This is a genomic window from Bdellovibrio bacteriovorus str. Tiberius, from assembly GCF_000317895.1.
GTDB lineage: Bacteria > Bdellovibrionota > Bdellovibrionia > Bdellovibrionales > Bdellovibrionaceae > Bdellovibrio > Bdellovibrio bacteriovorus_F.
Map to the genome: position 1 here is coordinate 3,570,305 of NC_019567.1, position 21,564 is coordinate 3,591,868.

The window sequence follows — 21,564 nt, forward strand, 5'->3', positions numbered from 1 at the left end:
TCATTCTTTCACATTCTAATCTGGCACATTCCACGCATCCCTTGTTTCAACACCAAAAACAAAGGAGCTTTTATGCGCAAGTTTATCATTCTAGCGGCCCTGTCCCTGATGTTCTCTGCAACGGCACAGGCCAAACAAAAGGCCGTTATTATCGTCAGCGCCAACAATGAAATCACCATTATCGACAAGGCGACAAAAATTCCCGCCAACGTTCTTTTCACTGATAAAATCTGCTACACGGGAACTCCGGAAGAAGCAGAACAGATCATCCAGAAAACAATCAAGAACAGAATAGGCTTTACACTGGTTGATATCAGAGTCTGGGACAATTTGGGCAAAATTATATTGTTTGCACAGATCGAAACTGACAGACAGGCGACATTCGAAATCGAACTAAAACCTTGCAGCAAATAATCACCTGACAAAAAAAATGCCGGCCACAATCTGTCGCCGGCATTTGTATTAATTGCGATTATCGCGCAGCCACTGGGCCATTTCCAGAGCGAAGTACGTGAAGATCACATCAGCCCCGGCGCGACGGATGGAATAAAGGGTTTCCACCATGCCGCGGGTTTCATCCATGATGCCGGCTTTGTGACCGGCCTTGATCAGGCTGTATTCACCACTGACATTGTAAGCTGCCACCGGCAAGTGCGTGTGGGCTTTCACTTTCGCGATCACATCCAGATAGCTCAAGGCAGGTTTTACCATGACCATGTCCGCGCCTTCGGCGACATCCAGGTCAATCTCGCGCAAAGCTTCACGCGTGTTACGGAAATCCATCTGATAGGTTTTTTTATCACCGAACTTAGGCGCAGAATCCAAAGCTTCACGGAACGGACCATAGAAGCAGGAAGCATATTTCACCGAGTAAGAAAGAATGCCGGTGTTCGTAAAACCTTCATTATCCAAAGCTTCGCGAATCGCCCCCACACGGCCATCCATCATGTCGGATGGGGAAATAATATCAGCCCCCGCGCGCGCATGAACCAAAGACATCTTCGCCAAAAGTTCGACCGTTTCGTCATTAAGGATTTTGCCGTTTTCAACAATTCCATCATGACCATCAGAAGAATAGGGATCCAAAGCCACGTCAGTAATCAAAGTCACGTCCGGGAACTTGTCGCGAATCATTTTGAGAGTCGTTGGCATTAAGCCGTTCGGGTTCAAAGATTCTGTTCCGTACTTGTCTTTTTTGGACTCTGGCAGGGCTGGGAAAAGGTCGAAGGATTTGACCCCCAGACCGACGGCTTTTTCGATCAGTTTCAGGGTCAGGTCCGGGCTTAAGCGGAAAATGCCCGGCATAGTGGAAATGGCCTGCTGTTGGTCCTTTCCATCCACCAAAAACAGGGGTAGAACCAGCTGCGACACACGCAGTTCTGTCTCTGCCACCATTTGGCGCAAAGCCTCGGTATTGCGATTTCTTCTCGGTCTTTGAGTGAGTTTCATAAACGGCCTCCACCCTGGGGTCTTATTTTGGGTCATCTGCTTAAATAACAGGCAGACTTTTGCATGAGCCATGACATTTCGATGACACTTTATTGAAAGGTTAGTGATAAACCTATCCCTACATGGAAGATATACTTCTCGTTCACAGAAAATCCAATAGAAACTTCTCTGAAGAATTCGCAGCCCTGCAAGACGCTGCGATCTTCAAGACGTGTCTGCGCAAGATCCTTTTCTGCACAGAAATGGAACTTGGCAACTATGCGGATGTGATCGAACCGGAAGACACTGTTCTTCGTGGCGAAAAGGCACTGAGTCTTTTGCTTGAGATTCTGTGCGGACTTCATTCTCCAATTGTTGGTGAAACAGAAGTCTTCGGTCAGTTTAAACTTTTCGTCGATTCCCGCAAACAGCTTCAGGACCCTTTGTTCGGAGATCACCAGAAATGGCTGAACTTCATCATGGCGGAAGTGAAGAAAACGCGCGCTCAGCATCTTGTGGGCCTGGGATCTCAAAGCTACGGCAGTCTTTTGCGTCGCTACACAAAAGACATGGACTCTGTCACCATCTGCGGTTCCGGCCATCTGGCTCAGGAAATCCTTCCGTGGCTGGCTTTGAAAAAGTCCGTTCAGGTGATCTGCCGTGAACCTGCAAAAATGCAGGCCTTCGCCGATAAATACGACAATCTTACGATTTCCACTTACAATGATGCTTTTATTCACGGCGAAGCTTTGGTGATTGCTGCACCACTTACTGATGAGCGCATTGTGGAGCTGATGAACAAACAAGACACTCGCCCTCACGCCGTTTATGACCTGCGCGGGGAAGCGAACGCCCTTTCGGACATCGTTGCATCGCAATTCTCTCATGTGGGTTTCATGGGTCTGCAAAAGTTCTTTGCAGAGATCGAGGAAACCAAAAAAGACACGACCACCAAACTGGAGGCTTTGAAAGCCGCTCTGCTAGAGCGCGCATTGGCCTTCACACAAAGGACAGAGCTTCGCCCACTTGGTTGGGACGACATATGCGCTTAAGAATTTCCGCAAGGAAAAGTGATCTGGCCCGTCTTCAGGCCTACATGGTCGGAGACGCTCTAAAAGAAAAAAATCCACAGATCGAAATCGACTACCGTTTTCGCGAATCCCTGGGTGATAAGAACCTGACTGAACCCTTGTGGAAGATTCCGGAAAAAGGCGTCTTCACCGAGGACTTCTTTGGCGAATTGCTGCGTGATGAAACTGATTTAGTGGTGCATTCCTGGAAAGACCTTCCGACCGAATTCAAATCAGAAACCGTGATCGGCGCGACTTTGCCCCGTGCGGATCAACGCGATCTGCTGCTGGTGAAAAAGTCCCACTTCGACAAAATCAAGGCCAGCAAAACCCTGAAGGTCTTCAGCTCGTCCCCGCGCCGGGAATACAACCTGACAGGCTTCTTCAAGGAACACCTGCCGTTTGCGCTGGAATCCGTGAAGTTCGAAAGCGTTCGAGGCAACATGCTGACTCGCGTGCGCAAGCTGATTGAATCGCCTGAAACCGACGGACTGATCGTGGCAAAAGCCGCCTTTGATCGCTTGTTCTCTGCCACGCTGCCGGAATTCATGGAAGGCCAGCAGCAGCTGCGCCAGTATTTCAAAGAACTGAGCTGGGTGGTTCTGCCTTTGAGTGTGAACCCGAACGCGGCCGCTCAGGGCGCACTGGCTGTGGAGGTTCTGGCAACCCGCAAAGATCTGCGTGATCTTTTAAGCATCATTCACGATCCGGAGACTTTCCTCTGCGCCCAGAGCGAACGTGATACTTTGGCCAGTTTTGGTGGCGGCTGCCATCAGAAGATCGGCATCGCTGTTTTGTCCCGCCCTTACGGTCGAATCACCCTTTTAAAGGGCCTGACTGACGGCGGCCAGGTATTGGATAAGAAAGAATTACAGCCTAAAAACCCACCGCCACAATTTGCTGCGTCTGAATTGTGGTCTGCTGACGTCAAAGCCGAGCGCCAGGCGATTTCCTGCTATGAAATCCCGGTAGGCACCACCGCCCTGTTTGTAGCACGCAGTGAAGCATGGCCGACGGACCTTTTATGGACTGATTTTGTATGGACCGCAGGTCTAAAAACATGGAAAAACCTTTCTCAAAAAGGTATATGGGTGCACGGATGTGCGGAAAGCCTTGGAGAGCAGGAAAACCCTCAACTGGACACGCTGGCAAACCAGAAACTGACTTGGGCAAAACTGAGTCATGAAGACGGATATGCCAACCAGGCTCAGGGTGGAATGCCGATGGTTGCAACTTATGCTTTGAAAGCGGAAGCAATCACCGAGTCTGTCAGCGACAAGAAGTTTTTCTTCTGGAGCAGCGGCAGTCAGTTCCTGCAAACAGTGCAGGAATTCCCAGAGATTCTGACCCAGCACCACGCCTCCGGACCGGGGAACACTCATCAGGTGATCCGATCCTATTTGCAAGAAAACAAGAAATACGATCCAAGCCGACTGCATGTCTTTTTGGATCAGGAAGACTGGAGAAAACAATGCACAAAGTAACTTCTGAAGAACTTTTCCAACGCGCTTTGAAAGTCGCTCCAGGCGGAGTTCACTCCCCGGTTCGTTCTTTCAAGGGTCTTGACCGTGCTCCTGTCTTCTTCAAAAAAGCCGAAGGTGCTTTCCTGACTTCCGTTGAAGACAAGAAATACATCGACTTCTGCCAAAGCTTTGGCCCGCTGATCCTGGGTCACCTGGATGCGGAAGTGAAAGAAGAAGTTCACCGCATGGTGGACACCGCCTGGACTTTCGGCGCCACTGAAATCTATTCTTTGGAACTGGCTGAATGGATCACCAGCACTTTGCCGTTCATGGAAAAGCTGCGCTTTGTATCTTCCGGCACTGAAGCCGTGATGAGTGCTTTGCGTGTGGCGCGTGCGGCAACAGGTCGTACTAAAATTTTGAAATTTGAAGGCTGCTATCACGGTCACGTTGATAACCTGCTGGTAAAAGCAGGCAGCGGTCTTGCGGGCGCATCGGCTTCTTCCAGCGCGGGCATCCCGGCTGAAGTGGCGGCTCACACTGTAGTGGCTCCGTTGGATGATGAAGCTAAATTGGCTGAAGTGTTTGCGGCCCAGGGCAAAGACATTGCCGCTGTGATCATCGAACCACTTCCAGCCAACTATGGCCTTTTGGTTCAGCGTCCTGAGTTCCTGAAAAAAGTAGCTGAGCTTTGCGAAAAGAACGGAAGCCTTCTGATCTTTGACGAAGTGATCTCGGGCTTCCGCGTGGGCTTGGGTGGCATGGTTGAACAAACTGGCATCCGTCCGGACCTTGTGACTTACGGTAAAATCATCGGCGGTGGCTTCCCAGTGGGTTGCTATGGCGGCAAAGCGGAACTGATGAACATGGTTGCGCCTAGTGGAGATGTATATCAGGCCGGCACTTTGAGCGCAAACCCGGTGGGTATGCGCGCAGGTCTGACGACGCTTAAGAAAATGCAGCGTGTGGACGGCTGGAACGTTCTTGAACAAAGAACCAGGAAATTCGCTGACAACATCCGTGTTGGTTTTGCGAAAAAAGGTGTGAACCTTGAAGTCAGCCAAGTGGCATCCTTGTTCTGGATCCACGGCCCGACAGCAAACCCAATCCGTTCCATCGACCAGATCCCGGCAAACCAGGGTGGCAACTTCAAGAACCTGTTCCTGAAGTCTTTGGACAAAGGTGTTTACCTGGCTCCAAACGCTTACGAGGTTGGCTTCGTTTCTTTGGCTCACACCGATGAGCTTTTGGAACAAGCTGCGCAAATTATTGTGGATGCGGCGGAGTAAATGACTAAATCCTTCATCAAACCCCATATCAAGACGGCATTGGCGATCCTGTGGTTCGCCTTTACCTTCTCGCTGGTGGGTTGGTGGTGGGTTTATTTCCTGCTGAAACTAAGTCCTGAAAACGCTTCGATCGAACAACTGAGAACCTCTCACCGCATGTTTGCGTGGGAAGGTTCGATCCTGCTGGCGGCGATCCTGTTTGGCGGGATTGCTTTGGTGATCTTCACTTACCGCGATCAAAAGCGCCATCAGCGCCTGCGCTTCTTCTTTTCAACGTTCAGCCATGACATTAAAACCTCTATCGCACGCCTGCGCCTGCAGGCCGAAGTGCTGGAAGAGGATTTGAACACAACATCCCACCCGGTGATGAAACGTCTGATTCAGGACATTCAGCGTCTGGATCTGCAGCTTGAAAATTCCCTGCTGCTGGCCAACCTTGAGGCCGGTCAGCTCTTGAAAGAACAAGTGTCTTTAAGTGACCTTCTGTCCAGTCTGCGCAGTGAGTTTTCCGAACTTACTGTGGAGCTTGAACGTGAAGCCAAAATCCTGGGTGATCGTCGCGCGCTGCTGAGTGTTCTGCGCAATCTTCTGCAGAATTCAGTCCTGCACGGCAAAGCCACCACGGTAAAGATCCGTGTGCGCCCGCACGGCGAAGGCCGCATTGAACTGGTGATCCAGGATGACGGTCTGGGCTTTAAAGGCATTCTAAAAAAACTAGGCTCCGAGATTCTGATGTCCCAGGACGTTCGCAGCAACGGCATTGGCTTGCTGCTGACAAAACGCCTGCTTGAAAAAATGAACGGCGACATCTGGTTTGAATCAAAAGAAAATGAAGGCTTCAAATCCCACATTGAACTTCAAGGAACTTTGCCATGAGAAAAATCCTTCTGGTTGAAGATGACATCTCTTTGGGTGAAACCCTGAATGAACGCCTGCAAAGGGACTATGAAGTTTCCTGGGCGAAATCCCTGAGCGAGGCCTGGTCCCTGTTTTCAAAAACCAAGGACTATGACCTGGCAATTCTGGATGTGGGCCTGCCTGATGGCAGCGGCTTTGAACTTGCGGCAAAACTAAAGGCCACCGCTCCCATCCTGTTCCTGTTCCTGACGGCGCAAGCCGATGCGGAATCCCGCCTGCAGGGGTTTGAACTGGGCGCGGAAGAATACATCCCCAAGCCTTTCCACCTGAAAGAGCTTTTAATTCGCGTAAAGCATGTGCTGGACGCCCATGCCCCGACCCGCGAACTGCAACTGGAATCCTGTGTGGTGAACTTCACGCAGATGTCCGTGACCAAGAAAACCGGGCAGATTGAATATCCGCCGGTGACGGATCTGAAGATCCTGCAGCTTTTGATTGAAAAATCACCACGGGTACTAAGCCGTGATGAAATTATGAACGAAATCTGGGGCGTTGATAAAAACCCCAGCCATCGCACTATCGACAATATTATCGTACGCCTGCGCCAGCTTTTGGGCGATGACGGAGAAAAACACATCCGTTCTGTTCGCGGCGTCGGCTATCAATGGTCCACTGAGGAGGCAACATGAACACTTTATTCCACAACGCACTTAAAAGGACTCCTCAGGCCGTTCCACCCATCTGGTTCATGCGCCAGGCGGGCCGCTATCACAAACATTATCAGGGCATGCGTGCCAATCATTCCTTTGACCAGCTTTGCAAACGCGCGGAGTTGGCAGCAGAAGTAGCCCGTGGCCCGGTAGCAGAATTTGATTTCGACGTTTCCATCCTTTTCAGCGACATTCTGTATCCGCTGGAAGCTCTGGGCATGGGCCTGGAATACACCGATCACGGCCCGCAACTGGGTTTCAAACTGACTCCAGAAACCATCGGCACTTTGGGTGGCGTGGAAGAAGCGGTCAAGTTCATGTACTTCCAGAAAGAAGCGGTCCTGGCGACTCGTGCGGTTCTGCCTTCCAATAAAAGTCTGATCGGCTTTGTTGGTGGTCCTTGGACTTTGTTCGTGTACGCGGTGGAAGGCTCCCACGCAGGCTCTTTGATCCAGTCCAAGAAACTGGCGCCGATGTTCCCGCAGTTCCTGGAAAAAATGTATCCGCTGCTAAAAGAAAACATCCGCCTGCAACTGGAAGGTGGCGTGGAAATCGTGATGATTTTCGACACCGCTGCCGGCGAAGTTTCACCTCTGTTCTTCCAGGAATGGATCCAGCCGGTATTGACCCGCCTGTCTCAGGATTATCCGGGCAAGATCGGTTACTATTCCAAAGGCACGCAGGCTGTGTTCTTCAACGACGCCTTCAAGGCACTGCCATGGGCCGGTCAGGGCTTCGATCACAGAAACTATCTTCCGGATTGCTTCAACATCCAGAACAAAGGCTTCGTACAAGGCAACTTCGACCAAAGCTTGTTGTTCATGGATGATGCTGACTTCAAAAAGGCGATGCACACCTACCTTGCCCCAATGAAGAACATGAGCAAAGAACAGCGCGCCGGCTGGGTGAGCGGTCTGGGTCATGGTGTTTTGCCGAAAACTCCTGAAAAGAATGTAAAACTGTTCGTAGATACTGTCCGTGAGGTGCTGTCATGATGAAAGATCTGCTGGCTAAATACGACGTACCGGTCCCCCGCTATACTTCCTATCCCACTGTGCCTTACTGGGAAACCAATCCCACCACGGATCAATGGGTGCAGCATCTGCGCGCCACTTTGAAAGAAGGCACGGGCGGCTGGTCCCTGTACTTGCATATTCCTTTCTGTGAAAGTCTTTGCACTTTCTGCGGCTGCAACAACATCATTACCAAAGACCACAAACGTGAAACACCGTACGTGGAGCTGGTGCTGAAAGAATGGCAGCTGTATCTGGATCAGGTTCCCGAGCTTTTGGAAAAGCCTTTGAAACACATCCACTTGGGTGGCGGTACTCCGACCTTCCTGTCTGCGGAGGCCTTGACCCAGTTGTTGAAACCGATTCTTTCCCGCGTGAAAATCGACACCAACGATTTTGAAGGTTCCATCGAAGTGGATCCTCGCCGCACCAATGCGGCCCAGTTGAAGGCTTTGCGTGAGCTGGGCTTCAACCGCGTCAGCATGGGTGTTCAGGATTTCCATCCTGAAGTGCAGCGTCTGGTGAATCGCATTCAGCCTTTGGAAATCACCCAAAAGCTGACTCAGGACGCACGCGACATGGGTTACACTTCCGTGAATTTTGACTTGATCTATGGCCTGGCTCGCCAGACTCCGGAATCCATCACTGAAACTGCGAAAGCGACCGTGGCTTTGCGCCCGGACCGTATCGCTTTATACAGTTTTGCCCTGGTTCCCTGGATCAAGCCGGCGCAGCGTCTGTTTAAAGACGAGGACCTGCCAAAAGCTTCTGAAAAACGCCGCCTGTATGAAATCGCCCGTGGCATTCTGATCGAAGGCGGTTACGTGGAAGTGGGCATGGATCACTTTGCCCTTCCGACCGACAACCTTTGTATCGCGATGAATGAAAAGCGCCTGCACAGAAACTTCATGGGTTACACCGATCAGCGCACCGACGTGCTGCTGGGTATGGGTGTGTCTTCGATTTCTGAAACCCCTTACAGCTTCCATCAGAATGAAAAAGTACTGCCGTTATATGAGGCCGCTTTGAACGAAGGTCGTCTGCCAACTTTGCGCGGACACATTCTGACGGAAGAAGACAAAGTTCGTCGCGAACAGATCCTGAATCTGATGACGAACTTTGAAGTGTCATTCATCAATGAAGCCCAGGAAAACCAATCCAAGGAATTCCTGGCTGAAATGATCAAAGACGAGCTGGTTGAAATCAAGGACCACAAGCTGACGGTAAACGAAGCCGGTCGCCCGTTCCTGAGAAATGCCTGTGCATTTTTCGATGAGCGCTTGAAAACCAAACAACCACAGACCAAAATCTTCTCTCAATCCATATGAAAACAGTGCATGTGATCGGCGCGGGCTTTGCGGGACTGACAGTGTCCTTAAGGCTCGCCCAAAAAGGCTTTCAGGTAGAACTTTACGAATCCTCGGACCGTGTCGGGGGATTGCTGGGTACTGACCAGACACCTTACGGAATCGCCGAACGTGCCGCCAATGCCCTGATTCGCACTGAAAAAGCCGAAGGCCTTTTCAACGAACTGGGCATCACTCCAAGTTATCCCCTGGAGTCCTCTAAAAAACGTTTCCTTTTCCGCAATTCTCCTAAAGCCTGGCCGCTGACTTTTGTGGAAACCCTGGCCCTGATCGGCCGCGTGCTTCCCCGTGTTTTGACCGGTGGAAAAAAAGCCCTGCGCCCTCAAGCCGGTGAAACCCTGCTGAACTGGGGCGAGCGTAAAGTCGGCAAAGCCACAACAAGATTTTTGCTGGGACCTGCGATGCAGGGAATCTATGGCAATGAGATCACGCATCTTAGCGCCAGTCTGATTCTGGGCCCGCTGTTTTCTGGAAACAAACGCAGCAAATACAAAGGTCTTCTGACCGGTCCGGGCGGAATGCAGGATCTCGTCGACCATCTGCAAACCCGCCTGCAGGAACTGGGCGTGAAGATTCATCTGAATTCCCAGGTGAATCTGGAATCCCTGCAAGGCCCGGTGGTGGTTGCCACTTCGGCGAAAGCGGCGACCCAGCTGCTGGCCAATAAACATCCCGATTTTTCCAAAGTCCTTTCCAATATACAGATGTCTTCACTGATGAGTGTGACGTTGTTCTTTGCCAAGCCCCAGGAAAAATACAAGGGCTTTGGCTGTCTGATCCCACGCGGATTTGACCTGAAAGCTTTGGGGGTTCTGATGAATTCTTATATCTTCAAAGACCGCGACAAAACCTACAACGAAACCTGGATTCTGGGTGGCCAGCAGGAAGAAGCGTTGCTGGATCTGTCTGACAGCGAGCTTTTAAAACTGCTGGCGGAAGAACGCTTCCGCATCCTGGGACAAAAAGACGCCCTGCTGGATTATCGTATCAACCGCTGGAAAAAGGCGTTGCCGTTTTATGACCTGAAACTGGAAAACGCACTGGCGGATCTGGCAGAAGTGCCGGAACCCCAGGGCTTGTTCCTGCACGGCAATTACCTCAGCGGCATTGGTCTTAGCAAAATTCTGGAACGCAGCGATTTGATCGCCGAAAAGATTGCGAGCGCACATGGCTAAAAAAGGTCTTCTATTAATCAATATTGGCAGCCCCCGCTCTTACGAAGTCCCGGATGTTAAAAAATATCTGACTGAGTTTTTGATGGATGAAGAAGTCATCAACCTGCCCTTTGTTCTGCGCTGGCCGCTGGTCAATCTTTTGATTGTTCCCCGTCGCGCGCCGTTCTCGGCTGAAAACTACAAAAAAGTCTGGATGAAAGAAGGCTCTCCGATCGCGGTTTACACCCGCCGATTTGCCGAACTGTTACAGGATGAACTAAAAGACCAGTTCGTGGTGAAAGTCGGCCTGCAATACAGTGAACCTTCTGTCGAGTCCGCACTGAAAGAACTTCAGCAAGCCGGTGTCGACGAAATCCTGATTGCCCCGATGTTCCCGCAGTATGCCGAAGCCACCAATGGAAGCTCTTTCAAGCTGGCTGAAAAGACCGCCAAGAAGCTTCATCTGACCACACCCCTGCGCCGTCTGCCGGCGTTCTTTGATGATGCCTCTTTCATCGGGACGTCCGTCAAATTGGCGGAAGAAACTCTGCAGGACAAAAAGGTCGACCACTATCTGTTTTCATTCCACGGTCTGCCTGAAAGCCACGTGCGTAAAATCCATGGCTGCCTGACGACAGAAGACTGCTGTTTCGACAAAAATGCCTGCGCCAAGAACTGCTATCGCGCCCAGTGCTTTGCCACGGCGACGGCGATTGCTGAATCCCTGAATCTGGCTCCAAGCCATTGGAGTGTTTCTTTCCAATCCCGCTTGGGCCGTGCTGAATGGCTGAAACCTGCAACTGATCACAGTTTGGAAGTGCTGGCAAAAACCGGCAAAAAAAACATCGCCGTTATCTGCCCGTCTTTTGTTGCTGACTGTATTGAGACTTTGGAAGAAATCGGCATCGGCGGGCAAGAGACCTTCCACGAGCACGGCGGAGAGCAGTATTATCTGGTCCCTTGTGTGAACGACAACCCGAAATGGGTTCAGGGCTTTGCCGATCTGGTGAAAAGCATCTAAGGAATCAAAGAAAGTATCAAAGGTACAATGATGGCGGTCATCAAACCGTTGAGCGCCATCGCAAGCCCCGCAAAGGCCCCGGCCATCTCGCCGATCTGAAAGGCCCGCACCGTTCCCAGTCCATGGGCAGCAAGTCCCATCGCAAAACCCTTCACCACCGGATCTTTCACCCGCACAAGCTTCATCACTGTTGTCGCCACCAGGGCGCCAACGATCCCCGTGATCATCACAAAGACAGTGGCCAATGACGGCGCCCCACCGATTTTTTCGGCGATCCCCATGGCAATCGGGGTCGTCACGGATTTTGGAGTCAGCGACAACAGCACTTCATGCGGAAGTCCCATGAAGGCCCCGATAAAGACCGCGCTTAAAATCCCCACTGCGGATCCGATTACCAGAGCCACCATCAAAGGCACCAGCACCCGGCGCAGACGATCCAGTTGATTATATAATGGCAAAGCCAAAGCCACCGTTGCCGGTCCCAACATGAAATGAATCGGCCTGACGGCCTGGAAGTATTCACGGTAGGGAATTTTAGCAATCAGCAATACCGCGATGATCGCAAACATCGAAATCACCGGTGGACTTAACAAAGGATTGTCCTTGCCCCACGCACTGATGCGACGGGAAGCCAGATAAAACCCCAGGGTCATGATCAGGGCGCACAATTCGATCATGGGGACTCCTTGGTGCCGACCTTCATCAGTTGATGAAATACGAAGGCCGTCATCCCCAGAGTGACGATCGTGCTGATTAGAACCGTGACCACCATACCCACGCCGTATTTGCCGAAAAGGTCGAAATACTCAATAACCCCCACCCCGGCCGGAACAAAGAACAGCGCCAGATGGGCCGTGATCGAACGGCTGAGGATTTCGACTTTGTCCTTTAATGAAGGGCGCACCAGAAGGGCTATAAAGAAGAAGACCATACCCAGCACCGGGCCCGGGATAAAGAGCTTAAACAGGGCCACAACGGCTTCCCCGAGCAGCTGGAACACTAATAGGATAACAAAGGCCTGAATCATGGCCCCCACTGTATCCTCCCCCGTTTGGGCCGTCAATTTGCGGCACCCCTGACAAAGACCTGAACAGTTCCATAGTCTCCAAATCAATTAAAACAATCTCAAGGTGGTACAGATCATGAAATACAGCCTGTGTCTTGAAGGAGAGGTAGTAATGATTCCAGCTTTGGCCAAAAAAATATTGCACGTTACTGTTGGTACGCTTCTTATCAGTTCCGCCGCTTCTGCGAAGGTTTATTTGAATTCCATGTGCCACATGGCCGCGAATTCCAAAACCCAGCAGATCCAGGGTGATGACAATAAGGATGATAAGTTCCCGCTGGCATCCATCTCCAAAATCGTAACCACACTGTGGGCCATTGACCGCCTGGGTCCTGACTATCGCTTCCAAACCAAACTGCATGTCACACCGACGGCGAACGGTTCTTACGATATTCATATCGAAGGCAGCCGCGATCCATTGTTTGGTCGCAACATGTCTTATTTCCTGCTTTCTGAACTGAACCGCATGAAAATCACCAAGATCGAAAAACTGACTTTCGATGAAAACTTCCTGTTGGCTTGGTTGGCGGAAGAAAAGCCGATGATCGGCGGAACGACTCCTAAATACAGCACCGTGGAACAGCAGGCCTCTGTCGTGCGTGCGACTTTGACGTCCTCTTTCGCGACGGCTATCAATCCGGGCTATTACGCTATTCTGAAATCCAAAGCGGCGCGCATTGGCGTGCAAATGTCCCTTCGCCCAAAGGTGGACGTGCGCACGGTCAGCTTCGTGAAAAAAGCAGAGTTCCAGAAAAGTGAAAAAACCACCACAATGGTTCTGTTGTCTTCGCCTTTGAAAAACATCCTGAAGCGCATGAACAACCAGTCCAACAACTATATCGCTGACAATCTGTTCTGGAATCTGGGTGGTTCTGAAGCTTTCAACGCTTACATCGCCGGCAAAATGCAGGCTGATGAAACCGACATCGTTTTCCACAACGGATCCGGTAACAACGAAGGCTCTGTGGCAAAACCGGTTTACAATGAAGCCACCTGCGAAACGATGATCAAGGTTCTTTATTCTTTGGACAAATCCCTGTCGGCAAAAGGGTATGAACTTTCTGACGTAATGGCGGTTGCTGCGAAAGACAAGTCCTCTACCGTGGGCGGCTACGGCGGCGTGATGGCAGGATCCACGACAGCTAAAACAGGCAGCGTGAACAAAGCCAAAACTTTGATGGGCTCTGTATCCACGAAGAATGGCGAAATCTATTTCGCGGTTCTGATGCACACGGATTATGACAAGTCCCGCTCTGACTGGGGTGTGGCTTCTCAACAGATCAAAAACAAGGTCAGCCAGCTGATCAATCAAAATGGCGGACCGAAAGCGATCAATTACACCGAACAATTGCCTTTGCCATTTGATAAATATTCTTACCTGACTAAAGTGACCACTATCACTACAGCGAAGAAATAGGTGACGTATGAAAAAGTCTTATTTGCTGGCAGCACTGATTTTCTTCCTCGCGGGCCTTCTTCACGGAACGGCTTTCGCGGCGGCAGGAAAATCCAACAAGGCCCTGAACGAGGCTGCGGAACAAGGCGATCTTGCCAAGGTCAAAACCCTGGTTCAGAAAAACAAAATTGATCTGAATGCGCAGGACGAAACCGGCATGACCCCGCTGATGAATGCAGCGATGGGTGGAAACCTGGATATCGTAAAATTCCTGCTTTCCAAAAAAGTGAATCTGGAACTAAAGAACAACGGCGGCGAAACCGCTTTGGCTTTCGCGGTGACCAACGATGCTTATGATGTGGCAGACGAGCTGATCAAAGCCGGTGCAAACGTGGACATCATCGTGGCGGGAGACGAAGGCGACACCCTGTTCATGCGTGCAGCCCAGAACAACAAAAAAACGGCGGAATCCATCCTTTCCAAAAACAAAGCTTTGGTGAACAAAGCCAATACTCTGGGTGAAACTGCGCTGTTCGCGGTGGCTCGTTACGGAACCCCGGCCGACATCGACTTCCTTGTGAAAAAGGGCGCGGATTTGAAAGTGAAAAACAAAAAAGGTCAGACCGCTCTGGATGTGGCGAAAGAAGCCTCCAACCAGGAGACGACAAAAGCTCTTTCCAAAAAGAAGTAAGATTGAAAAGCCTCAGGGCAAAAAAAAGCCTGCTTCCATAACGGAGCAGGCTTTTTGCTTTTCAGGGATTTGAAATACCTGATTAAGAGAACAGACGTTTGAAGAATCCTGCGACCTTTTGGCCGATGGATTTTTGCGCTGCCATTGGCACACGCTTCTTCGCTGAGGCCCCTTGGCGCTGCTGCTGACCGTGCGGCTTGCGAGCCTGCTGGTCTGTTCTTGGTCTTTGTTCGCCACGTTTTCCATCGTGAGGACGCTTCGGACCACCCTCTTGTCTTTTTGGACGGCTGTCTGGACGCTGGCCTCCGCCTTGAGTCTGCTGAGCACCTGCACCTTGTGCAGATTTCTGCTGACCCTCTGGACGAGGACCACGATCCTGACGAGGTCCGCGATCACCACGTTCACGACGTGGACCACGGTCACCTTCACGGCGAGGACCTCTGTCACCACCACGTCCACCTTCACGAGGCGCACGTGCACGATCCAAAGATTTTGGATAATGACCTTCAAAATGGGAAGTCATCGGCTTGAAGTCTTTCAGCAACTGGTCGTTTTCCAGATAGCCGACTTCGATTTTGTGTTTCAAATAATCTTCGATGCGACCCAAAGACTCGATGTCCTTGTCGCCAACCAAAGAGAACGCCTGACCTGTCGTGCCCGCACGACCGGTACGACCGATACGGTGAACGTAGGATTCAGAGTCCATCGGCAGTTCATAGTTCACAACCATGTCGACACCTTTGATGTCCAAACCGCGGGCTGCAACGTCCGTTGCCACCAGCACGTTCATGTCGTTTTCAGCTTTGAACTGCTCAATCACGCGGTTGCGCTGAGCTTGAGTCAGAAGGCTTGAAATCGCCATGGCAGGAACACCGTTTTCAACCAGGAACTTCGCGATGCGCTCGACGCTCATTTTGAAGTTGGTGAAGATGATGGCCTGTTTTGGATTGTGCACTTTCAGCAAAGACAGAAGATGCTGGGGCTTTTCATCGGAACCCACGTGGAAGATCTGATCTTTCACGTTGTCCGCTTTGGCCTGGTCACGGCTGATGTTGATTTCCACCGGCTCGGAACCGAACTGATAGATGGTGTTCAAAACATCAAAGTTCAAAGTCGCACTGAACACCAAAAGCTGACGTTCACGAGGAACGCGCTGAAGGATGTACTTCATGTCGTCTTTGAAGCCCATGTCGAACATACGGTCCGCTTCATCGAAGACGATCGCACGAACCTGTTTCAGGTCCACCAGATGTTCTTTGTACAGATCGATCAAACGGCCTGGAGTCGCCACGATGAATTCAACACCGTTTTTCAACGCCTCTTTTTGTTTGTCGTAACCCGTACCGCCATAGATCGCAAAACCACGAAGGCCGGAATCAACGCTCAGCTTGTTGATGTTGTCCTGAACCTGCTCTGCCAACTCACGCGTTGGAACCAGGATCAATACGAAGTTCTGAGGCTTCCAGTCTTTGTAGGCTCTTTTTTCGATCAGGGCTTTTTGCTCTTCAGTCACTTCACCCTGAACTGGGCGGGCTCTAAGGATACGTTCCATCACTGGGATTACGAAAGCGGCAGTTTTACCTGTTCCGGTCTGAGCAAGGCCGGCAACGTCTTTGTCGTCCAGAACCGGCGGGATGGCCTGTTCCTGGATCGGGGTGCAATCATCATAGTTCAACTTCTGGATTGCAGATAATAATTGGGAATCTAAATTCAATTCTGAGAATTTCAAGTTTCTATACTCCGGTCTGAAGCTCCCAAACTACTTAGCAGGGAGCCAAATGTCAAAGCAGGCGCTTAAAAGCCGCCCACAAACAGTTTCACGGCCTCCGTAAAGGCCTGAGGTTGATCTGAGTGGACCCAATGTCCAGCTCCAGGTATTACGACGCCCTTAATCATAGGGTTGCTAGCCAGCATTTTGTCGTAGTTTTCCTGACTGAGTTCTTTGGAGTTTCCTCCGCGAACCAGCAGGGTCGGCACTTTCAGGGATTTCACTTCATCCCATCTGTCATCCGTGCGCCCCAGGCGAACAGAGTCCAGAATGCCTTGTTTCGAAAACCGCCAATCCACAGTTCCGTTGGCTTGTTCCACCATATTCGAATAGAAATAGTTCGCCATCACCTGGATGTTTTCCCGGGTCTTTGCCGTTTTGACAAAGTCCTCGAAGAAATAGCGCTTGGCCTCGTCTCGGGAGGCAAAAGGGCTGGGAACCAGATTCAACAAATACTCGTAATACTCATGAGCCGTGGGATTGGCCTCGGGCCCAATGTCTTCGATCACCAGGTGGGACACATACTCGGGGAATCTGGAAGCAAAGTTCAGGACGTTACGGCCACCCATCGAGTGCCCGACCAGAACAAACTTCCCCCACCCCAACTCATCCACAATCTTTTTAAGGTCGTCCGCATAGTCTTCGGGACTGTAACCCTCGGGCGGCTGGAAGGATCTTCCATGCCCGCGCTGGTCAAAGGCCAAACACCGTTCGGTCGCCTCAATCCCCTGAATGATCCGGCGCCAGTTCTGCCCATAGCCCATCAGACCATGAACAAAGACCCATTTGCGCCCGTCTTCGGGACCATAAAAGAGATGATAGAAATTATTGAGGTAAGACATACCCTTTTATACTCCCGGGCGAGGGTCACGTCATGTTGATTTATTCAAAAGACCCTCAATTATTTCAAGGACTTAAGATCAAAGACTTGTCCTTCCGGTCTTTTGTTATTCAGGTTTGAATTTTGATGCGAAGGGATGTAGATTCAGCCTCAATGACTGCCCAGCAAAAACCCCAGCTCCACGAGGACTGGATCGACTCCTACGCATTAAGAATTGTTCGTAACCTTCAAGACGCCGGTTTTGAAACCTATCTTGTTGGTGGGTGCGTTCGCGATTTGCTTGTTGGGATTCATCCGAAAGATTTCGATATCGCCACCAGTGCTCACCCCAATCAGGTGCGCAAAAAAGTTCCCAACGCTTACGTGATTGGTCGTCGTTTCAAGCTGGTGCTTGTTAAACGTGGTGATCAGCAGTTCGAGGTCGCAACTTTCCGTCGCAATGTGACCCAGGAAGAACTGGCCGATCAGGGTGATGACTCGGTTGAAGGCGACAACTATTTCGGCACCGTTGAAGAAGATGCCGTTCGCCGCGATTTCACCTGCAACGCTGTTTTCTACGATCCAGGCCAGCACAAGCTGATCGACTATTGCGGCGGCATTCAGGATATCGAAAACCGTGTCCTGCGCATGATTGGTGATCCGAAAGCCCGTTTCATCGAAGATCCGATTCGCATTCTGCGCGCGATACGTCTGTCCCACAAACTGCATTTTTCGATTGAAACCACGATGCGGGCAGCGATTGCTGAATGCAGCAGCGAACTGAAAAAATCCGTTCTTCCGCGCCGTCGTGAAGAGTGGCTGAAGTTCCTGCGCCTGAAAGAACCACACCTGGCTTTCATGGAGCTGTTTGACCTGCATATTCTGGAACAGATTCTGCCGGGCCTGCATTCCGTGTTTGTTGACGCTCACAAAATGGAAGTCTTTGAAATCCATCTGGCGCGCATCAATTTGTCAGGAATCGACAAGAACGACCCGATTGAATTGTTCGCCGGATTTATGATGGCCTTCATGAAAGCCCAGTACGGCGAAGAGCCTTGGAATCATGACGACCTTTCCAATGATTCAAAGCTTGCCTACTTCATGCGTGAAGAAATGGGCATCTTCAAACAGGAAATCGCGATCTTCTTCAAAGCCCTGTATCTGATGCAGGGCCTGCACAAGATTGAAAGCTACAGCCGCAAGGGCGAGCGCCGTCAGGCGGCCTTTGTGATGAATGAATCCTTCGTGCTGGCGATGAAACTTGCGAAGATGGATTATTCCCTGTCCCCGTCCCAGATGCATTACTGGGAACAACAGTATGAAAAGTTCTCGCGTGGACCGGCTCCGCGCCAGAAACCTGAGGAAACCCACCACTAAGTCCGCTAAGGGTCTCAGTTCAAGACATCCACAATTGAATTGAGACCGGTCTATTGAAGCCACCACTTAAAAGCCTGATAATAAGACAATGTCACCCAGCGTGGATTGTCTTAAAAATCCACGTAAAACAACGGAAGGTTTTTGATATGGGACGGAACGACCAAAAGAAGAACACTTTCCTTATTATCAGCGGCGATAAAACCCGCATTCATAAATGCACTGACTCGCTCAATCGAAATTTTGAAAACTGCTCTGTCTTTCATGGCTCGGAATGGTTTGAAGCCAAATACAAGCTGGACAACGTTCATCCCAAAGCGGTGTTGGTGGATGAGTATCTGCCGAAGGGTTCAGGCTTTGACATCGTCGCCAAAATTCTGAAAGAAAAAAACAACGACGACATTGCGATCATCATTATGTCCTATGTCGCTGACCACGATATCTTCAAACACGAAGTCGCTTCCGGCCGCATTCAGTTTCTGACGGAACCTGACCGTGAAAAAGCTCTGGTCGACTGCGTTTCCAAAATCATTTCGCCGAAAGTCGACAGCAACCAGGCCCAGTACGAGCTAAAACAGCTGCAGCCGGGCGATGTTCTGTTCAAAGAAGGCGACATGACCGAAGTCGCCTACATCGTAAAAAAAGGCAGCCTGCGCGCCTATTCCGAAGGCCCGGATGGTGAAAAAATCATGTTCGGAGAAATTCTGCCCGGTGAATTCGTGGGCGAGATGGGGCACTTTAATCACGAACCCCGCTCAGCTACCGTGGAAGCCATCACTGAAGTGGAACTGATCGCGATTCCCAATGGCTCTTTGGACAATGTTATCTTTGCCCGACCGTCGTGGGCAAAAGCTCTGGTCAAGACCCTGTCGCTGCGGCTTAAGAAAGCCAACAAGGCCCTGACCGGCTAAAAAAGAACCAGGAACTTATTTTAGTTTTTCCCAAAGATAGCTGTATTCAAGACTGTTCCACAGGATCGCTTGTTCGATATTCGCGCTGCCTGCGTGACCGCCCTCCATATTTTCATAGTAGTACACCGGATGCCCCTGCTCTTTCATGCGTGCCACCATCTTGCGTGCGTGGCCCGGATGAACGCGGTCATCCTTGGTGCTGGTCATGATGAACACTTCCGGATACTTCGCCTCTTTGCTCAGACGCTGGTACGGAGAATACTTCAGGATGGCTTCACGCATCTTTGGATCATCCGGATCGCCATATTCAGCCATCCAGCTCGCGCCCGCCAACAGCTTGTGATAGCGAAGCATATCCAGCAGTGGCACGCCCACAATCACGGCATTGTACAGATCCGGGCGCTGCGTGAAAGTCGCCCCTGTCAGCAGGCCCCCGTTGGACCGGCCGGAAATACCCAGATGCTGTGGTGATGTGAATCCACGTTTGATCAGGTCTTCTGAAATCGCGATGTTGTCTTCGTAAACTTTATAGCGGTTTTCTTTCAGCACGGACTGATGCCATGCCGGACCGAACTCGCCCCCGCCGCGCAGATTGGAAATCACATAGACTCCACCCTGTTCCAGCCACACTTTACCGACCGTGCCCAAATAACTTGGCTGCATCGGAGACTGGAATCCGCCATAACCGTAAAGCAGCGTCGGATTTTTGCCATCCATTTTGATATCCGCCTTGGAAGTCACAAAGTAAGGAATCTTCGTGCCGTCTTTGCTGATGGCTTCAAAACGCTGGGTCTTCATGCCCTTGTTGTTGAAGCGATCCGGGGATTTCTTCAGCAGTTCCAGCATGTTTTTGCCGTCACTGGCGTCGCCAAGATAAGTGGAGACCGGAGTGAAGAAGTCCATGTACTGAGCCAGATACAGATCACTTTCTTCCTCTGTGGAGGTAACATAGGCCATGCCGTTTTCACCCAAAGGCACTGATTCAGTTTCGAAGGTGTCTTCGCTGGTGAAGGTCACTTTTTCGATTTTGGAAAGCACGTTGTCTGTCACATGCAGCATGATGTGGTTCTTGGTCGGACTCATGCCTTGAATGAATCTTTTGTCCGTCGGGACAAAGATCGCCTTCAGGGATGCTTGCGCTTTTTCGCCATCGAAGATTTTATCGAACGGCATGAACACGATGCTGCCGCTTTTAAGATTTCCCAAATCAGATTTCAACTCAAAGAACAGTTTGTTTTTGAAAACACCCCAGAATTCTGAGTCCGTCGGCATGGGCAGTCGGGTTTTTACGCCCTTGTCATCTTCATACCAGTTTTCGCTGGAATAAAAGCCGGTGCGAATTGAATGGAAAACACGCTTATGATCGCCGTCTCTTTGCACATAGGTGTAAACAGACATGTCGGTGGATTTGCCTTCCATCACCAGCTTGGCTTCACCAATTGGCGTTCCACGCTTCCAGATTTTGACAAGACGAGGGTATCCCGAATCCGTCATCGTGCCCGGACCGAAATCTGTGCCCACGTAAACGGTATTTTCATCCTTCCAATCAATGCCACTTTTTGCCTCTGGCAGACTGAATCCATCGGCTACAAACTGGCGGGTCTTCATATCATACTCACGCACCACAATGGCATCTTTGCCCCCACGGGACAGATAAACCAAGGCCTTCTGATGAGCCGGTGGCAACGTGCTTGCGCCCTTCCACACCCAGTTTTCATTTTCTTTTTTTGCCAAAGCATCAATGTCCAAAATCACGTCCCAGTGCGGGTGTGACGTCAGATAGCTTTGCATTGTGGTTTTTCTCCACAAGCCGCGCACATGCTTTCCATCCTGCCAGAAGTTGTAAAGCTCCCCATTTTTCAGGTGCACCGCAGGCACACGGTCTTCTGCCAGCATGATCTTTCTTAGGTCATGCTCAATGGTTTTAAAACGCGGGTTTTGATGAAAATGTTCTAAGGTGCGTTTGTTTTCGGCTTTTGCAAATTCCAGGGCCTTGTCGCCTTCGACCTCTTCCAGCCAGATATACGGATCATTGTCGTGATTCATTTTTTGCTCCCGTGCTTTATGCGAAGACGTCTGGCATCCCAACAAAGTCAGAATGCAGAAAAAAGTTCCCGCCTGCCGAATTAGATTCATTCGACCTCCTCGAAAATCCTATTAATTTT

At 50.7% G+C, this 21,564-nt stretch carries 20 protein-coding genes; 14 read left to right on the forward strand and 6 right to left on the reverse strand.

The window, feature by feature from the left end; all coding sequences use genetic code 11:
• Positions 1–72 precede the first annotated feature (72 nt).
• A complete protein-coding gene (locus BDT_RS16845) occupies positions 73–414 on the forward strand; it encodes a hypothetical protein (RefSeq protein WP_015092440.1) in 342 nt (113 codons plus the stop codon).
• A 48-nt stretch (positions 415–462) separates the two neighbouring features.
• On the opposite strand, the gene hemB is transcribed toward BDT_RS16845, so the two are convergent.
• Positions 463–1,449, reverse strand: a complete 987-nt coding sequence (gene hemB, locus BDT_RS16850) for a porphobilinogen synthase (protein WP_041578003.1) — start codon at positions 1,447–1,449, stop codon at positions 463–465.
• A gap of 122 nt (positions 1,450–1,571) precedes the next feature.
• Here hemB and BDT_RS16855 point away from each other — a divergent pair, with 122 nt between their 5' ends.
• From BDT_RS16855 to hemH, 9 genes are read left to right on the forward strand one after another with little or no spacing between them, the layout of a single operon-like run.
• Positions 1,572–2,480, forward strand: coding sequence for a hypothetical protein (locus BDT_RS16855; protein ID WP_015092442.1), 909 nt, complete (start codon positions 1,572–1,574; stop codon positions 2,478–2,480).
• Entirely contained in the window at positions 2,471–3,982 is a 1,512-nt protein-coding gene (locus BDT_RS16860; protein ID WP_015092443.1) for a hypothetical protein, read from the forward strand. The genes BDT_RS16855 and BDT_RS16860 overlap by 10 nt, the downstream gene beginning before the upstream one ends.
• Positions 3,970–5,250 carry a glutamate-1-semialdehyde 2,1-aminomutase gene (locus BDT_RS16865; RefSeq protein WP_015092444.1) on the forward strand — a complete coding sequence of 427 codons (1,281 nt, stop codon included), beginning with the start codon at positions 3,970–3,972 and terminating at the stop codon, positions 5,248–5,250. The genes BDT_RS16860 and BDT_RS16865 overlap by 13 nt, the downstream gene beginning before the upstream one ends.
• Entirely contained in the window at positions 5,251–6,126 is an 876-nt protein-coding gene (locus tag BDT_RS16870; RefSeq protein WP_015092445.1) for a sensor histidine kinase, read from the forward strand.
• Positions 6,123–6,797 carry a response regulator transcription factor gene (locus tag BDT_RS16875; RefSeq protein ID WP_015092446.1) on the forward strand — a complete coding sequence of 225 codons (675 nt, stop codon included), beginning with the start codon at positions 6,123–6,125 and terminating at the stop codon, positions 6,795–6,797. The genes BDT_RS16870 and BDT_RS16875 overlap by 4 nt, the downstream gene beginning before the upstream one ends.
• Entirely contained in the window at positions 6,794–7,813 is a 1,020-nt protein-coding gene (locus BDT_RS16880) for a uroporphyrinogen decarboxylase family protein (RefSeq protein ID WP_015092447.1), read from the forward strand. The genes BDT_RS16875 and BDT_RS16880 overlap by 4 nt, the downstream gene beginning before the upstream one ends.
• On the forward strand, positions 7,810–9,159 hold the full coding sequence (gene hemN / locus BDT_RS16885) for an oxygen-independent coproporphyrinogen III oxidase (RefSeq protein ID WP_015092448.1): 1,350 nt from the start codon (positions 7,810–7,812) through the stop codon (positions 9,157–9,159). The genes BDT_RS16880 and hemN overlap by 4 nt, the downstream gene beginning before the upstream one ends.
• On the forward strand, positions 9,156–10,373 hold the full coding sequence (locus tag BDT_RS16890; RefSeq protein ID WP_015092449.1) for a protoporphyrinogen/coproporphyrinogen oxidase: 1,218 nt from the start codon (positions 9,156–9,158) through the stop codon (positions 10,371–10,373). Before hemN ends, BDT_RS16890 begins: the two co-directional genes overlap by 4 nt.
• Positions 10,366–11,373 (forward strand): ferrochelatase, encoded by a 1,008-nt coding sequence (hemH, locus tag BDT_RS16895; protein ID WP_015092450.1) that lies wholly within the window; start codon positions 10,366–10,368, stop codon positions 11,371–11,373. The genes BDT_RS16890 and hemH overlap by 8 nt, the downstream gene beginning before the upstream one ends.
• Here hemH and BDT_RS16900 read toward each other — a convergent pair.
• Positions 11,370–12,050 (reverse strand): LrgB family protein, encoded by a 681-nt coding sequence (locus BDT_RS16900; protein ID WP_015092451.1) that lies wholly within the window; start codon positions 12,048–12,050, stop codon positions 11,370–11,372. The genes hemH and BDT_RS16900 overlap by 4 nt on opposite strands.
• Positions 12,047–12,400, reverse strand: a complete 354-nt coding sequence (locus BDT_RS16905) for a CidA/LrgA family protein (RefSeq protein ID WP_041578401.1) — start codon at positions 12,398–12,400, stop codon at positions 12,047–12,049. The genes BDT_RS16900 and BDT_RS16905 overlap by 4 nt, the downstream gene beginning before the upstream one ends.
• A gap of 151 nt (positions 12,401–12,551) precedes the next feature.
• On the opposite strand from BDT_RS16905, the gene BDT_RS16910 reads away from it, so the two are divergent.
• Together BDT_RS16910 and BDT_RS16915 are read left to right on the forward strand one after the other, a co-directional pair.
• A complete protein-coding gene (locus BDT_RS16910) occupies positions 12,552–13,856 on the forward strand; it encodes a D-alanyl-D-alanine carboxypeptidase (RefSeq protein ID WP_051026331.1) in 1,305 nt (434 codons plus the stop codon).
• Positions 13,857–13,863: 7 nt separating this feature from the next.
• Complete coding sequence (locus BDT_RS16915) at positions 13,864–14,526, forward strand: ankyrin repeat domain-containing protein (RefSeq protein ID WP_015092455.1); 663 nt, start codon at positions 13,864–13,866, stop codon at positions 14,524–14,526.
• 82 nt (positions 14,527–14,608) lie between these two features.
• Here the strand turns inward: BDT_RS16915 and BDT_RS16920 are convergent, their stop codons facing one another.
• Both BDT_RS16920 and BDT_RS16925 read right to left on the reverse strand, forming a co-directional pair.
• Entirely contained in the window at positions 14,609–16,255 is a 1,647-nt protein-coding gene (locus BDT_RS16920; protein WP_041578004.1) for a DEAD/DEAH box helicase, read from the reverse strand.
• 65 nt (positions 16,256–16,320) lie between these two features.
• Complete coding sequence (locus BDT_RS16925; RefSeq protein ID WP_015092457.1) at positions 16,321–17,136, reverse strand: alpha/beta fold hydrolase; 816 nt, start codon at positions 17,134–17,136, stop codon at positions 16,321–16,323.
• A gap of 152 nt (positions 17,137–17,288) precedes the next feature.
• On the opposite strand from BDT_RS16925, the gene BDT_RS16930 reads away from it, so the two are divergent.
• A complete protein-coding gene (locus BDT_RS16930) occupies positions 17,289–18,491 on the forward strand; it encodes a poly(A) polymerase (protein ID WP_015092458.1) in 1,203 nt (400 codons plus the stop codon).
• Between the two features lie 146 nt (positions 18,492–18,637).
• Entirely contained in the window at positions 18,638–19,399 is a 762-nt protein-coding gene (locus BDT_RS16935) for a cyclic nucleotide-binding domain-containing protein (protein WP_041578006.1), read from the forward strand.
• 15 nt (positions 19,400–19,414) lie between these two features.
• On the opposite strand, the gene BDT_RS16940 is transcribed toward BDT_RS16935, so the two are convergent.
• Positions 19,415–21,535 carry a prolyl oligopeptidase family serine peptidase gene (locus BDT_RS16940; RefSeq protein ID WP_051026332.1) on the reverse strand — a complete coding sequence of 707 codons (2,121 nt, stop codon included), beginning with the start codon at positions 21,533–21,535 and terminating at the stop codon, positions 19,415–19,417.
• Positions 21,536–21,564: the final 29 nt, after the last annotated feature.